The sequence below is a fragment of the Marinobacter sp. MMG032 genome (assembly GCF_040112695.1).
GTDB classification, from domain to species: domain Bacteria; phylum Pseudomonadota; class Gammaproteobacteria; order Pseudomonadales; family Oleiphilaceae; genus Marinobacter; species Marinobacter salsuginis.
Genome location: NZ_CP157803.1, coordinates 68,576 through 82,313, shown reverse-complemented (window position 1 = coordinate 82,313; position 13,738 = coordinate 68,576). Strand labels below are relative to the sequence as shown.

The following is a 13,738-nucleotide window of genomic DNA, read 5'->3' as shown; positions in this document are numbered from 1 at the left end:
GATATGTGAAAAGGTGATCCGCGTCCAAAAACCGGCCCTTGAGCACGACCTTGGCTATCTACAAGCGGTAGTATGGCCAACTAGGATCGTTTAGTGAAAGGAATCCCGGTCATGAATCATGCGTTTGCCAATCATGGCATCCCGCGAACAGTGAATGTAGATGGATTAACCTGCCTGGCGTTCAACGAGCAAGCACCAGGCACGCCGGTCGTATTGATTCATGGTCTGCTCTGTTCAATCTACTTCTGGTATCCCAAGCATCTTAGTGTTTTTGGAGACCGTCCGGTTTACTCCATTGCGCTACCGGGACACTATCCCGCACCAGCCTTGAAATCGGGAGAACAGATTACTCCAGGTCGACTGGTGGAGGCAGTGTTCTCCCAGATCGAAGCTCTCATTGGTCAACGTAGGTGCGTTCTGGTGGGGCATTCTACCGGAGCTCATGCGGCTTTGCTGGCAGCGGCAGCCCGCCCTGAAAAAGTAGAGGGTGTCGTTTCTATCGGCGGATCTTTGTCGGGAAAAGAAGAAGGAGGGATCTACGCAGCGTTCCAACGGCTGGCTAAATTTGGTCTCCCAGGGCGCTCATTGATTGCTCTCGGCCTGAAAGTTAATGCGGTCTCTTTGGGAGTCCATAAGATCTTCATGCGGGATGTTGTCGCTGAGCCAGATCGGTTTTTCGAGGATACCGATGCCAACCACTACGTTAGCTACTATTTCCCCGCGTTGAAGGCTATATCCGGTCTTTCGATGGCAAGTTACTTCCGCGACTTGGCAAGTCTTGACCTGAGACCCTATATGCCAAAGGTTACAGCTCCAGTGCTTGTTATGTCGGGCAACCAGGACCCCTACGTTCCTATCCCCAATACTGAAGCCCTCCATGCGGCCCTCACCAATAGCAAAATGACTCTGATCGACAGATCAGGCCACTTGCCAATGTTTGAGAACTGGCCTCTGTATCACGCAGCCATGACGTCTTTTATGGATCGAGTATCGAGCAAGGCCGATGTTGAAGAAACTGCACGCTAAGCTCGGACGATTCAGTCCGGCCTTTCGAGATCTTGGACATCTGGATGAATATCGCGCAGGCTTTCGTGAAAAAAACTGGGCAGATCGGGCGTATCTGAACCAGATCGGATGCCTAGTGAGCATTGTCATCGTGACACTGGGCATCCCGCTCGACTACATTGTTTACCCTGATCATTTCGCGCAATTTACAGCCCTCCGGCTTTTCGAGGTCGGGTTCCTCGCTTTAATGTTCGGCCTAACAACCCTCCCCTCGATGCGCCCTCACCTCTTCAGGATTACTGCCATCTTTACTGGATCAGTCATCGCCACGGTGTGCGTGATTATCTATGTCACTGAGGGAGCCGTTTCACCCTACTATGCGGGTATCAACCTGGTGATGATCGGTATTGGTTTCATCATGGGTCTGACCTTTCGAGAGGCGGTTTTTTACACCACGTTTTCGGTGATGGCCTACCTATTCGTCAGCGTTTTGGCGGGCATTCCCGACGATGCTTGGCGGATTGTTATAAACAACGGTTACTTCATTTTCCTCACCGGCGTGATTGCGATTCTTGCAGCCTACTTTTCTTATCGGGTTCGTTTCTATTCCTACGCACAAGAAATGCAGCTACAGAAATCCAACGAAGCGCTCCAGGAAATGGACCGCAGAAAATCAGAGTTTATTGCTAACGTTTCCCATGAATTGCGAACACCCGTGGCCGTCATTGTAGGCCCGGCCAAACACCTTTTGCAGCAGCAGGCGAACCTACTCCCCGCACCCGCAAGGAAAGTCTTGGAACAAATCGTTCGCAATGGAGGGCGGCTGACCAAGCTGGTCAATGACCTACTCGAACTAATGGTGTTAGAAAATACCTCCCAAACAACCGTAAGCTACACCCGCCTCGATCTAGCTGAGGTTCTCAAGGTTTGTACCGATCAGCTTGCACCGCTTTTTGGCCGCGACAACCACCGTCAATTATCGACCAGTTGGCCCTCATATCCTGTCTGGGTGGAAGGCAACGAAAGTCAGTTAGAACGAGTTTGCTTCAACCTGATCCAGAACGCCTACAAATTTACCGACCCTGACGATGGCCGAATAAACGTTGAACTCTTCGTAGAGAATGACCAGGCCGTCCTGAGAGTTGAGGATAATGGCGTAGGAATTGGCACTGAGCACCACGAGATTATTTTCCAGCGATATCGGCAGGCCGACGGTTCAACTTCCAGACAGTCCCAAGGCACAGGCATAGGGCTTGCCCTGGTAAAGGAAATTGTAGAGGCCCACTTGGGCACCGTTTCCGTGCTTAGCCAGCCTGGCGACGGCGCCACATTTACTCTTCGGCTTCCCTTGACAGAAAATCAAGCCGGCGCCCCTGCCCAACAGCCAACGGATAATAAGGACCTTCGTAGGGAGGCCGAAAGCGATTACCTGCTCAATTTTGATACATACTCGGCTCCAGAAACCACCGGTAAAGCCTATCGATCACCGGGAAAACCGTTGATCATTCTTGTAGAGGATGAGCCCGACATTGCTTCGATGATGCTGGATGCGCTGAAAGCCGACTATGACCTGGTGTGGCTGAACGAAGGGTCTACAGCCGATAAACACATAGCATCCCATCTTCCGCACGCCATCCTCCTCGACCACATGCTCCCGGGGAAAGATGGCTTGGAAGTCGCTCGAAAGCTTAAGCAGGACCCAGCGACATCTACAATTCCAATTCTATTGATTACCGCTAATGCCAGGGACACGCTCAAGCAGGATGCCTTAGATCTGGGCATTGACGAATTTATTGCCAAGCCTTTCAGCTGGGTAGAGCTCAAAGCCCGCGTGAGTAATCTGGTACGGCGGTCTGATCTGGAAAAAGCCCTTAGCGAACGAAACCAGGAACTGAGCCGCGCAATGGATGATCTACGCCGATCAGAAGCGCAACTGATTCAATCCGAGAGGTGGCGATCGATATCGCATTTATCAGGAGCTCTGATCCACGAGATTGGCAACCCCCTCAATGTGGCTTTAAGCGCCGTGAGGATTGCGAGTAAACACAAAAATCTAGATATCCGGAACGAAGCTTTGGAAGAGGCTCAAATCGGCCTCGAACGAATCGGCAATCTTGTTGGGGATCTCAAAGACTTCTTGACCCCTGAGAATACGCCTGTCGTGGAGTCAGTGCCGCTGCATCGTGCCGTCGCCCAAGCGAAAACCCTCCATGCTGAGCGCCTAGCCAAGATAACAATCACAGAAGAAGGGCTGCATGACACGTTGGTCTTTGGAAACAAGAATGCCCTGATCCAAACCATCGGCAATCTGATAGGGAATTCCCTCGACGCTTTTGATCGCTTCAAATCACAAAATCCTCAGATCAGCATTATCGCCAGTCGAGATACCGGCCCGGGAGGCCCGGTGAGCCGCCTTCAGATTTTGGACAATGGACCTGGACTACCCGGCCACTTAATACCAACGCTCTTTGAGCCGTTCAACCCAGGCCCCGATAGCTCGGGGCTCGGTATTGGCTTGTCTATTTGCCAAACTATGGTTACGCAAATGGGAGGTCAGATCCGTTTGGTTCCAAGCCATAAGGGTGCCGCATTCGAAATAACGCTATCAGCAGCTCCGGATCAGCTCTTAACGACCAACCCTGCGTCCACAAAGGATAAGCAGGCAACGTCATAAGTGGTCCGATTTTGGGCGCAGCGCCATTTTTAACCAATCTTGACGTATCGCCAGCTTTTTAGTCCCAGCTTCTTTGCCACTTGCTTCGCGTGAGGTTTATCTACACAGGTTGGAATAACAGACAAATCTAATACATCCACAACCTCAAACGCACCAGGTTCAATCTTGCTGCTATCGTACTTGTACCACCTGACCCTATCCTCAGTAGTGGCAAAAACATAATACCCTGACATTGCTTATACCCTTAGAAACGATCAGCCGGGATGATAAGGCTTTCATTGTTGTTCGTGGGTTTATTGACATCGGTCGATACCGGGAACCAAGTCAGCTGGTCAATAGGCCGTCTCCGTACAAGGGCCTTTATGCTGTTGCGGTCCTGAATCTCAGGACTGATCCAGCTTTGGATGGTCTGGGCATCCAGTATCACCGGCTGCCGGTGGTGGACCTCATCGAATTCCCTGGCGGCCGGCTCTGTAATAATTGCGCAACAGGTGCTTACCCCCTGCCCTGTAGGCGTCCAGATGCCTGCAAAGAAAAGTAGAGGGTCCGACACGTCCTCTCTGGGCGTAACATAAAAAGGCTGTTTCCCAGAGGCAGTTTTTTGCCATTCATACCAGCCATTGGCCGGGATCAAACATCGGCGGTTAAGAAAGGAATGGGAGAAGTAACGCGAACTGGCCACGGTTTCAGCACGAGCGTTAATACTTAAAGGCGCATCCTCTCCAGCGCTCTTCGGCCTGAACCCCCAATATGACCGGTCAAAAATCAACCCTTCACCATCATCGCCACCACTGCCCATACGAATGACTGCAATCTGCTGCCCGGGGGTCACATTGTAGTTGGCGAGCGTGTCTCCCACCGAAACCTGTACCCCAAAATAGTCTCTGGCGATGACGCTCAGAGGAGTATGAATGACGAATCGTCCGCACATAACTGAAACTTAGAACTCGTGGCTGTATTTGGGGTCAGTTCACGAAACGGAAAAAATTGTACGCTAAGCCTTTGGCATCAATGATATCGACACCATTTTTTCCACAATTCATAAAGTTGCGCAGTAATTAGTCGACGACTGGCCCTTGCTAAATAATTTTCATTTCAGCATGAGTTGTGCTTTAAAAATTCAATTCTGCAACTACACTCATTGGGCGAACAGAGCGAGAAATCCGCCGTTAATTCCAATAGCGGGTACGCGAATGAATATCAGCTCTTAGGGGAATATTATGTTAAATTGTCTATTCACCGCTGAAGAACTAACCCCCCAATAACCCCTGCGCAAAATGCCCAGTAGCAAACGCCAGCCCCGCTGCGGCCGTACCCATGATCAAAGTCCGGAGTCCTGATCGCATTGCTGGTAAGCCATAGACGATACTTTTAAGCATTCCGATACCCAAGAAGACGACGCCTGCCAAACCAAGACTCGTCAGGAACTGAATCTGACTCTCCATACCCGGGATGGCATAAGGCAGTAAAGGTAAAGCACCAACCGACAAAAATGCGGCGAAGGTAGTCAACGCGGCTCGGCGTGGGCTGAGTCCGGCACCCGAGAGTCCGTACTCTTCTCGCAACATGGTTGCTACCCACACATCGGGATTACGACTGATAGCCTCCACTACTTGCTCCAGCAATTCGCCGTCGAATCCCTTCGCCTGAAACAGCTGGCGAATTTCCTCACGTTCACCTTCTGGCACAGCACGGATATGTTCACGTTCTGTGCGTTCAGCAAATTTGATCTGATTCAACTGCGCCTGGCCCGCTTCGTAATTACTTACCGCCATGCTGAAGCCGTCTGCAATCAGGTTTGCAAAGCCGAGTACCAACGCAACCTGTGGCGAGAAACCTGCGCCGAACGCACCCGATACAACCGCAAACGTTGTAACGCAGCCATCGATGCCGCCAAGCACAGCATCTGGTAGCGTCGAGGCCTTAACGGGACCAGCAAGCCGTGCACGAACGGCATTAGGCTGGTGCTCGCTGAGCAGTCTTTCATTTTCTGTGGATGGCATCTTTCAGCTTCCTGTTCAGGACGCGATTTGGTGCTTTGGGATTATAGGCTCAGTTCGACCTTGTCACTTTATCTGTCAATATACATCTTCAAGATAACGTCCCTGGCCTCTCAGAGTTTCAATATCGATGTGCAAGGGTTTGAGAATGTCTTCTATAACCTGCCGCACAGCCGCCGCCATATCCCGGCCACCACAGACCAGTATCTGCGCACCGGTGTTAACCATCTGTCGCACGGCTAATTCATCCTGTTTGAGCTTATCCTGCACGTAGGCGCGCTCGTCTGTTCTTGAGAAGGCTGTGTTCAGCCCGCTCAGTCGATGATCCTCAAGATAGCGCCCAAGCTCAGGTTGGTAGAGAAAATCTGACCTGGCATCGCGACCGCCCCAGTACAGATACATAGGGTTGCAACTGGTATTGTTTCTGATGAAACCGGTTAACGGACCAATGCCGGCACCTGCACCGATTAGGATAACTGGCTGGCTACCTGTAGCTGGCCGAAAGCCTGGATTGGGGCGGATGAAGCCATCGATACAATCACCCGGCTTGAGGTCATGCAAATAACCGGAGCAAAGACCGCCGGCCTGCTTACGGACGCATATCTCAACAATTTCGTCATTTGCCGAGGACGCGAGCGAGTAGAACCGCGGGGGTTGACCGTGTGGGGGAATAACCCCCAAAAGGTCTCCCGCCTCGAACGGTGGCAGCGCTTTAAATCTTCTTGGAGAAGCCGTTAGCCATCCGCCCTGCTCCGCCGGTTTGAACCGGAAGATACTGGTGGGCGCCTGAACCGCAATCCCGTAATCCGCCCTTTCTACCAGTTCCAGTTTGACCGTTGCTGGCTGCAATGCACAGTAGTTCAAGAAAAGCGGAGTACCGATAACCTCACCAACCCGGTTTCCCCACTCACTGAATTGCGAGGCAGAACACCGATCAATCAGTTCAATGGCGTGCAAACGGCTGACGCCTTTACCGGCGAGCGCAGCATCCACCGACAAGGCAAACTGACAGAAGTTCGGAAACTGCCGGTCACCAAAACCCAGTACCGTGTATCGCAGGTTCTTCTCAGCCCGGAATTCTTTGAGCCTGGCCATAAACTGCCGGGCCGATGCGGGTGCATCACCATCGCCGTATGTCGAAGTCAGCACGAACAGCCTGGAAGCCTGCGGATACTGCTTAGCCAGGGCATTCATCTCGCTGCAATGCACACGGAAACCGGCCTTATTCAGACTGCTATGGAGTTCACGGGCAAATCCCCAGGTGGCATTACCTTCGGAGCCGACCAGGATAATCGTATCCGCCTGAGCGGCATCGGCATTGTCAGGAAACTGTCCTGACGACCGGCGACGCTGCCACCAGATGGTTGCACCTGTTATCGAGAGAGCTGGCACAGTCAGTGCCGCAGCGCCAAGAATCAGGCCAAGCCACCATAGGCCTTCACCGGTGTGCAAACGGATAATCCAGTCCTGCAATACGCCGCTGTCAGAGCGCGGCTGGAACTGCAGCAACTCGCCCGTAGCCTGGTCCACGAATCCGGAGCCGCCGGCGGTTGACAGCGAATAGACGTCCTGCGGATCACCGGGATAGGGAAACACCAGTTCCCGGAGTTCGCCAAGATCGAAATTGCCTAGCGCTTTTAAGGTGCCCACAGGCGATGGTTGCCCGCCCGAGACCTCAGCCGGAAACCCTGGCCCTGTGTCAGGCGCTTCCGGCAGCAAACCAAAGCGCTGTGCCGACATATAGCTACCGGTCAGTGCGGATAACAGTAGGCCGAGCACGGCAAACCGGGCCAGCTCGGCATGGATTCGTTTCCCGCCTGAGCCGGAAAGCGGTCTTAGTATATTCTTCCAACCCCCGGTACGCCGGGCTATCAACAATATTCCCGAAAGACACAGAAGTACCATCAAAGCAGCTAATACGCCGGCCAGCGCTCTACCGGCATCATCCAGCATAAACGCACGGTGCAGGTCCTTGACCCAGCCAAAAAATGCGGAAGGTTCGTAGGGTGCGGTGCCCTCACCTGTTACCGGATTCACCAGATCCGCACCGGCCTGGCCGTCATGGCTGTAATACACAATGACCTTGCCAGAAGGTTCTCGCACGATCTGCTCAGTCCCGGGATAGTGAGCAACAACCCGGTCAGCCAGTTCGGCAATACTGACTTCACCGGAAGCCGGAATGACCGCTGACACTCTATCCAGCGTCGGAGCCAAAGCCAACACAGCTCCCGTGACCGAGAGAACGATCAGGAACACGCCTGCAAGCAAACCCGGTAAACTGTGGAACTTGCGCAACATAATAGCCGATGCTCCTGGTGAATTATTGAAGCTCGTAGGTCAGAGCGCGCACGTAACCACGTCCTGAAACCGGCTTGCCGGACCCTTCGGTGGTCAGGGGGGCTATCACATCAGCTCTGATATCGCGCATATCTTCAACAGCAGAGTCGACCCGAACCTCATAGCCGTTGTCGATCAGCGAATCATCGAGGTTCAGAGTAACTTTCAGCGTGCGGCCACTGGTAACACTGGCGCCAGTCAAGCCGTCATACTCTGCAGGATCAAGCCCACTGCCCCGGGCCCAGCCTCCCAGGTGTTTGTAGTATTTAGATTTCTTCCCGGAAACCCAAAGGGTACCCTGATACTCTCCGGCGGCATCGGTAAGATACAGCGCCAGATAGGCTCCATCGCCGCCGTAATTCTGTAGTTCCGTAGTGAAGGTCACGTCACGGGCCTGGGCGAATACCGGTAAAGCCAAGGCGGCGAAAAGGCTGCAAGTGAGAACAAACGTTTTCATAAATGGTCTCCAAAAACCTGATGAACGTTAAAGGAACAGGGCAAATTCGCTCAGTTACTCAACGGTAACCGTGGGACGCCCCTTGACGATGCCGTTGCGTGGCGCCTGACTTTTGGGATTGTCCTGTCCATTTTTCCTGTTGCCGCGGTCCCTCTCCTCATCGTCACTGTCTTCACGCTCCCATTTCATCATGGTCAATGAAGCGGGCGCGAAAGAGGCTTCTGCCCTGACCCCATCGGCATCGAGGCCCCGGACTTCATAACAACCGTCGTCAACCTTTATTCGGTGAACTGTCCAGCCTTCGGCTTCCAGCTTTTCACGCAGATTTTCACGGGGCTGCCAACTCGCCACCGGATCATCGCAGTCGTCATCGGCCAGTGCGGTGCCGCTCAGAAGTAACAAAGACAGGCTCAGAATAATGGGTTTGGTCTTCATGGTGTCTCTCCTGCTGGTTGTGTTAAATCCACTCTAAGGCGCTAACCTGACAACGACCTGAACAAACGAGGCCATTTCAGCGGAACTGAAAAGCTTCTTTATGGAAGCGAGTCAGGCGGAAGGGTGCTGCCCGCAAGCCGTTTCTAATGGCTTCCCCCAGCCCTGCCGGGCCGCAGAACCAGACCTCTGCGCCTGCTGCCGAGCGTCCGTTGGTAGACAACGTCTCGGCAGACAACCCCTGCCCCTTGCTGCTGTCATGAATCTCGAGGTGTATCCCGGGAAAGCCATCGCAAAGCGCCCGAAGTCGATCCACCATGGGATCCTGGCCGGCGTTGCGCGTGCAGTAATGCAGATCGGCTTCAGGCACGGTGGCGTCGGTGGCGCTGCTTAGAGCTTCGAGCCAGGCCAGAAACGGCGTGATCCCGATGCCACCGGCTATCCAGATCTGGTGGGATTTGCGGTTGCGGCGATCGAAGTTAAAACAGCCGTAAGGGCCTTCTATATTTACGGTTTGCCCCACGCTGATTTTCTGGCTCAGATTGCGGGTAAAGTCTCCGAGGGATTTGATGAGGAAGGTAACAGTGCCATTTTCCCGATCCGCACTGGCGATGGTGAACGGGTGCGCACCCTCAATCCGGTCGAAGGTCACAAAGGCGAATTGCCCCGCACGGTGACCGGGCCATGCCGGCCCCATGTGGCAGGTAACTTCGGTGACGTTCCGGTCTGGTGTTTTGATCGCGGTGACCATGCCGCGAACCTGGCGACGACGACCAACTCTGCCGGTCAGAGATAGCCCGCTGGCGATGCTCCCGCCAAAGAGCAAAATGGCCATCAGTAGTCCGATTGGCTGCTGCCACCATTGCAGCGGAGTCAGCCACGCCGCGTGGAAAGCGAGCAACAGATAAAGCACCGGCATGCCGCGATGCAAATAACGCCAGTATTTGTAGGGAAACTTGCGCCACAAAGTGATCAACAGCATGGCGAACAGCAGATAGACGGCCAACTCCCCTACCTCTTCCGCAGCATCGCGCATGGTGTCGATGAACCCGGAATAATCCTGATCGTGCAGCCTGCCGGCCTTTCCGAAAATCGACTCTATAACATCGTCACCCATTTCAATCAGCCAATGAGCTGCCGCGAATACCACTGCCAGAATGCCCGCCCATTTGTGGGTGCGATAGATCTGATCCAACCCGCCCAGCGGTCTCTCCAACCAGGCTGGGCGCAGTGCCAGCATCATGGTCAGTGACATCAGAGCAATGGATAACAGCCCACTGAGCAGCAGGCTCTGGTCATAGACTGCCCAGGGAGAACCGGCCCCAGGACCTGCAAAGAGGTTCCAGGCCCATAGGCCCAAAACCAACACAACGAAAGGAAAAATCATCCGCATCATCACATCTCCTGCGATCGGTACCTGGAATATTCCCCCGAAGGCTAGCGCCCAAACCTGACAGCCAGCTGAAGGTCGGTGAAGAGAGATCGAAGCGTTATTGACCATTCAGGCTGTTGTCAGGTTCGAGCTGTAGTATCTTGATTTCAGGGCTGGGTCAGAGGTGAACAATGCGGGTTCTTTTGGTGGAGGATACGGCGGGATTGGGCGAGGCGGTCCGGGATCAGATTGCGGACGACGGCCACGCCGTGGACTGGGTGCAAACTCTGCGCTTTGCTGAGGCGAGTATCAGGACCACAGCCTACGACCTGATTCTGCTGGACCTGATGCTGCCCGACGGCCATGGCTTCGGCTTTTTGCGAACGATCCGGGCTACCGGAATAACAACACCGGTGATCATTCTGACCGCCAGGGATCAGGTGTCTGACCGGATTGAAGGATTGAATGCCGGTGCTGACGACTACCTGGTCAAACCCTTTGATCTTTCGGAGTTGTCGGCCCGCGTGGCCGCGGTGTCGCCGATATCGCGGCAATCCAAGCCCGATCATACAAGTGGGCGAGCTGATGATTGATCTTGGCGATCACCGCATCAGTCGCAACGGCCTGCCGGTAGAACTTACGGCACGGGAGTGGGCATTGTTTGAGGGCTTTATCCAGCGACCCGGAATGCTGTTATCGCGATCGCAACTGGAGGATCGTCTATACGCTTTCGGGGCCGAAATCGAAAGTAACACCATCGAAGTTTATGTCAGCCGTCTGCGTAAAAAGCTGGGGCGGGACGCTATCGTAACCGTCAGGGGAATGGGCTATCGCCTGGAAACACATGACCACTAGAACCAGCCTGCAAAAAACACTCGGTATCGGCCTGACACTCGGTGTCACCCTACTCTGGCTGTTGGGCGTGACCGCTTCGGGACTGGTGGCACAGCATGAAATGAACGAGGTCTTCGACAGTGCCCTGGAAGAAACCGCCCAGCGCATACTGCCACTGGCGGTCACCGACATCCTGAACCGTGAGAACGGCGCGGGCAATCAAAAGGCCCCAGCCCTGAAAGACCATGACGAATACCTGACCTATCTGGTACGGGACGAAGCTGGAAATATTCTGCTCCAGTCCCACGATGCCGACCCTGGCGTGTTTAGCAGGACCCCCGCGGAAGGGTTTTCAGATACTCTGACCCACCGGCTATATGGCGTATCTGCAGTCAGCTATACCATCTATCTTGAAGTGGCCGAACCCTTGGCGCACCGGCGTGAATCCGCTCTGGAGGCGGGATTAGCCTTACTGTTGCCTTTACTGGTGCTGATTCCGGTCAGCCTGTTGGGTGTCTGGTGGATTGTCCGGCTTTCCCTTCGTAAGGTGGTCGATTTTCAGCAAGACATTGAATCCCGCGGCGCGGGAGATCTGTCCCCTGTTGTAGAAGAGCAGTTACCCCGTGAATTTGAACCAATCGCCGGTGCCATCAACCGGCTGCTTGAGCGTTTGCATCGTGCTCTCGAATCAGAACGCAGCTTTACCGCCAACAGTGCCCATGAACTGCGAACTCCCCTGGCAACAGCGCTTGCCAAAGTGCAGCGACTGAAAACCAGAATGCCCGATGATTATCTCAAGAATGATGTTGCAGAAATTGAAGAAGCGTTACGCAGTCTCTCGGTGCTGTCCGGAAAACTGCTCGAGTTGGCAAAAGCAGAAGGTGGCGGTGCACTCTCACAAAGTCAGCAGGATCTTGTGCCCATCCTCGCGATGATTGCCCGGGATTTTGAGGCCCAGGCACCCGGGCGAGTTGTTTTATCCCTGCCGGAGCGCGAAGTGAACTCCTTTCTTGATCCCGATGCCTTCGCCATCCTGGTGCGTAACCTGATCGAGAATGCCCTTAAGCATGGTTCCCGTAGCGAGCCGGTGAAGATCAACCTGAACGATAATGGGGTTTTAAGGGTCTGCAATGGCGGTGCAAGAGTGCCACCGGAACAGCTCGCTCTTTTAAGAAACCGGTTTGCACGCGCCAAAACGGACGCTGCAGGTTCTGGCCTGGGCCTCGCGATTGCCGATGCGATTGCTAAAGGTGCCGGCATGACCCTGCATCTCAGATCGCCGGCAACAGGACGGCAGGATGGTTTTGAAGCGGAGCTGAATCTGGCATGTATCTGACACTCACCGACATTGTGCTGCTGACGAGCATCATTCAATCGCTGGCTCTTGCCGTTTTTCTCCTACTTCCATCCAACAGTGGGCTCATATCTAACCGACTCCTGGTTGCCACTCTGGTGTTCTTCGCCGCCGGGCTGGGAGAGATCTTCCTCTATGGCAGCGGGCTTGCGCTCCAGTACCCAAACTTCGCCTACCTCGGAACACTCATCGGACTTCTACAAGCCGGCTCGCTCTATCTATATGCGCAATCGCTGATGTATCAGAATTTCCAGTTACGCGGGAAGCATCTCGTGCACACGTTGCTCTTCTGGGTGGTCGGCGCAATTTTTCTGATTGAATATTATTTACAGCCAAGCGAGACCAAAGTTCAGATTCTGCTTGAACGGGACCACCCGGGCGTACTTACCTCTCCCCTTCTTGCAGTCGCTATTCACGCGGTCTTTCTGGGCTACCTGTACGCGACTATTCGTGCGATTAACCGTTTCGGCCTTGGTATTCGACAGATTTTCTCGAGTATTGAAAACAAACAACTTGCGTGGTTACGGACGCTTCTGATCGGCTATGCAGTGGCTTGGACCGTGAGCATGATGTACTGCCTTACAGCGCATGTGTTTAGAAGCGTGCCTGGAACCGAGTGGGTGGCCGGCGCTGGCGCTGTAACGGGCTTCATTTTCATCAATTTTCTGATGATAAACTCTCTTCGCCAACCCGTTGTTTTCTCTGGATTGGCAGCAGACCAGGCCGCCTTGCTGGAAGAAGAGCCCACGCCGCAGTTTGATCAAACTTTAAAGGTCAGGCTCCAACAGTTAATGCACCAGGAAAAGCCCCACTTGCACCCCAACCTGACCCTGGAACAACTTTCACGGAAATTGGGCGCCCCTTCAAGAGAGGTTTCACGGGCCATTAACCAAGGCTTTGGCTGCAATTTCTTTGAGTTCGTCAGTCGCTATCGCATCGACGAGGCGAAATCGCGCCTGGCCGATGCAGCCAATCAGGCAAATATTCTGCAAACTATGTATGACTCTGGCTTCAACTCGAAGTCCGTATTCAACACTGCTTTCAAGAAAGAGACAGGATTTACCCCCAGTGAATATCGCCGACGAGCCCTGCAGGGCGATATCCGACCCTAGCCACGATCCTGAACCTGGCTACCCGGCGTTCGAGTACGCTCTCACCCGATACTGAAACCTCTATCCTTTTGAATTATATATTTTATTTCCAAACCGATGGAATCGGTTCGGTTTCGTACCTGAGAACGCTTCTTTGACCTCCCTTCCGTACTCTGATTGCC

General features: G+C 53.7%; 10 protein-coding genes and 1 pseudogene. 5 read left to right on the top strand and 6 right to left on the bottom strand.

Features of this window, described 5'->3' with window-relative positions; genetic code table 11:
• Positions 1–111 precede the first annotated feature (111 nt).
• Together ABNF92_RS19845 and ABNF92_RS19840 are read left to right on the top strand one after the other, a co-directional pair.
• Positions 112–1,026, top strand: a complete 915-nt coding sequence (locus tag ABNF92_RS19845) for an alpha/beta hydrolase (RefSeq protein ID WP_062786910.1) — start codon at positions 112–114, stop codon at positions 1,024–1,026.
• Entirely contained in the window at positions 1,004–3,679 is a 2,676-nt protein-coding gene (locus ABNF92_RS19840) for an ATP-binding protein (RefSeq protein ID WP_222534944.1), read from the top strand. Before ABNF92_RS19845 ends, ABNF92_RS19840 begins: the two co-directional genes overlap by 23 nt.
• A 244-nt stretch (positions 3,680–3,923) precedes the next feature.
• On the opposite strand, the gene ABNF92_RS19835 is transcribed toward ABNF92_RS19840, so the two are convergent.
• From ABNF92_RS19835 to ABNF92_RS19810, 6 genes are all read right to left on the bottom strand, one after another.
• Positions 3,924–4,610 carry an SOS response-associated peptidase gene (locus ABNF92_RS19835; protein WP_222534945.1) on the bottom strand — a complete coding sequence of 229 codons (687 nt, stop codon included), beginning with the start codon at positions 4,608–4,610 and terminating at the stop codon, positions 3,924–3,926.
• 319 nt (positions 4,611–4,929) lie between these two features.
• Entirely contained in the window at positions 4,930–5,682 is a 753-nt protein-coding gene (locus tag ABNF92_RS19830; RefSeq protein WP_011784790.1) for a VIT1/CCC1 transporter family protein, read from the bottom strand.
• 75 nt (positions 5,683–5,757) lie between these two features.
• Positions 5,758–7,977: a PepSY domain-containing protein gene (locus ABNF92_RS19825; RefSeq protein ID WP_222534946.1), complete on the bottom strand. Its 2,220-nt coding sequence runs from the start codon at positions 7,975–7,977 to the stop codon at positions 5,758–5,760.
• Positions 7,978–7,999: 22 nt separating this feature from the next.
• On the bottom strand, positions 8,000–8,473 hold the full coding sequence (locus ABNF92_RS19820; RefSeq protein WP_011784788.1) for a DUF2271 domain-containing protein: 474 nt from the start codon (positions 8,471–8,473) through the stop codon (positions 8,000–8,002).
• A gap of 54 nt (positions 8,474–8,527) precedes the next feature.
• On the bottom strand, positions 8,528–8,908 hold the full coding sequence (locus tag ABNF92_RS19815; protein WP_019677800.1) for a PepSY domain-containing protein: 381 nt from the start codon (positions 8,906–8,908) through the stop codon (positions 8,528–8,530).
• A 76-nt stretch (positions 8,909–8,984) separates the two neighbouring features.
• The gene (locus tag ABNF92_RS19810) at positions 8,985–10,301 is read right to left on the bottom strand and encodes a ferric reductase-like transmembrane domain-containing protein (RefSeq protein ID WP_222534947.1); all 1,317 of its coding nucleotides are present in this window, start codon (positions 10,299–10,301) and stop codon (positions 8,985–8,987) included.
• Between the two features lie 167 nt (positions 10,302–10,468).
• Here ABNF92_RS19810 and ABNF92_RS19805 point away from each other — a divergent pair.
• The 3 genes and pseudogenes from ABNF92_RS19805 (at position 10,469) to ABNF92_RS19795 (ending at position 13,577) form a co-directional block, all read left to right on the top strand.
• Positions 10,469–11,132 (top strand): annotated as a pseudogene (locus ABNF92_RS19805) (response regulator transcription factor).
• Positions 11,122–12,447, top strand: a complete 1,326-nt coding sequence (locus ABNF92_RS19800) for an ATP-binding protein (RefSeq protein WP_019677803.1) — start codon at positions 11,122–11,124, stop codon at positions 12,445–12,447. Before ABNF92_RS19805 ends, ABNF92_RS19800 begins: the two are co-directional and overlap by 11 nt.
• Complete coding sequence (locus tag ABNF92_RS19795) at positions 12,438–13,577, top strand: AraC family transcriptional regulator (RefSeq protein ID WP_011784783.1); 1,140 nt, start codon at positions 12,438–12,440, stop codon at positions 13,575–13,577. The genes ABNF92_RS19800 and ABNF92_RS19795 overlap by 10 nt, the downstream gene beginning before the upstream one ends.
• Positions 13,578–13,738: the final 161 nt, after the last annotated feature.

Bases quoted from the DNA above. Each gene is read 5' to 3' on its own strand.
- ABNF92_RS19845 (WP_062786910.1), top strand. From the start codon at position 112: ATGAATCATGCGTTTGCCAATCATGGCATCCCGCGAACAGTGAATGTA.
- ABNF92_RS19840 (WP_222534944.1), top strand. From the start codon at position 1,004: ATGTTGAAGAAACTGCACGCTAAGCTCGGACGATTCAGTCCGGCCTTT.
- ABNF92_RS19835 (WP_222534945.1), bottom strand. From the start codon at position 4,610: ATGTGCGGACGATTCGTCATTCATACTCCTCTGAGCGTCATCGCCAGA.
- ABNF92_RS19830 (WP_011784790.1), bottom strand. From the start codon at position 5,682: ATGCCATCCACAGAAAATGAAAGACTGCTCAGCGAGCACCAGCCTAAT.
- ABNF92_RS19825 (WP_222534946.1), bottom strand. From the start codon at position 7,977: ATGTTGCGCAAGTTCCACAGTTTACCGGGTTTGCTTGCAGGCGTGTTC.
- ABNF92_RS19820 (WP_011784788.1), bottom strand. From the start codon at position 8,473: ATGAAAACGTTTGTTCTCACTTGCAGCCTTTTCGCCGCCTTGGCTTTA.
- ABNF92_RS19815 (WP_019677800.1), bottom strand. From the start codon at position 8,908: ATGAAGACCAAACCCATTATTCTGAGCCTGTCTTTGTTACTTCTGAGC.
- ABNF92_RS19810 (WP_222534947.1), bottom strand. From the start codon at position 10,301: ATGATGCGGATGATTTTTCCTTTCGTTGTGTTGGTTTTGGGCCTATGG.
- ABNF92_RS19800 (WP_019677803.1), top strand. From the start codon at position 11,122: ATGACCACTAGAACCAGCCTGCAAAAAACACTCGGTATCGGCCTGACA.
- ABNF92_RS19795 (WP_011784783.1), top strand. From the start codon at position 12,438: ATGTATCTGACACTCACCGACATTGTGCTGCTGACGAGCATCATTCAA.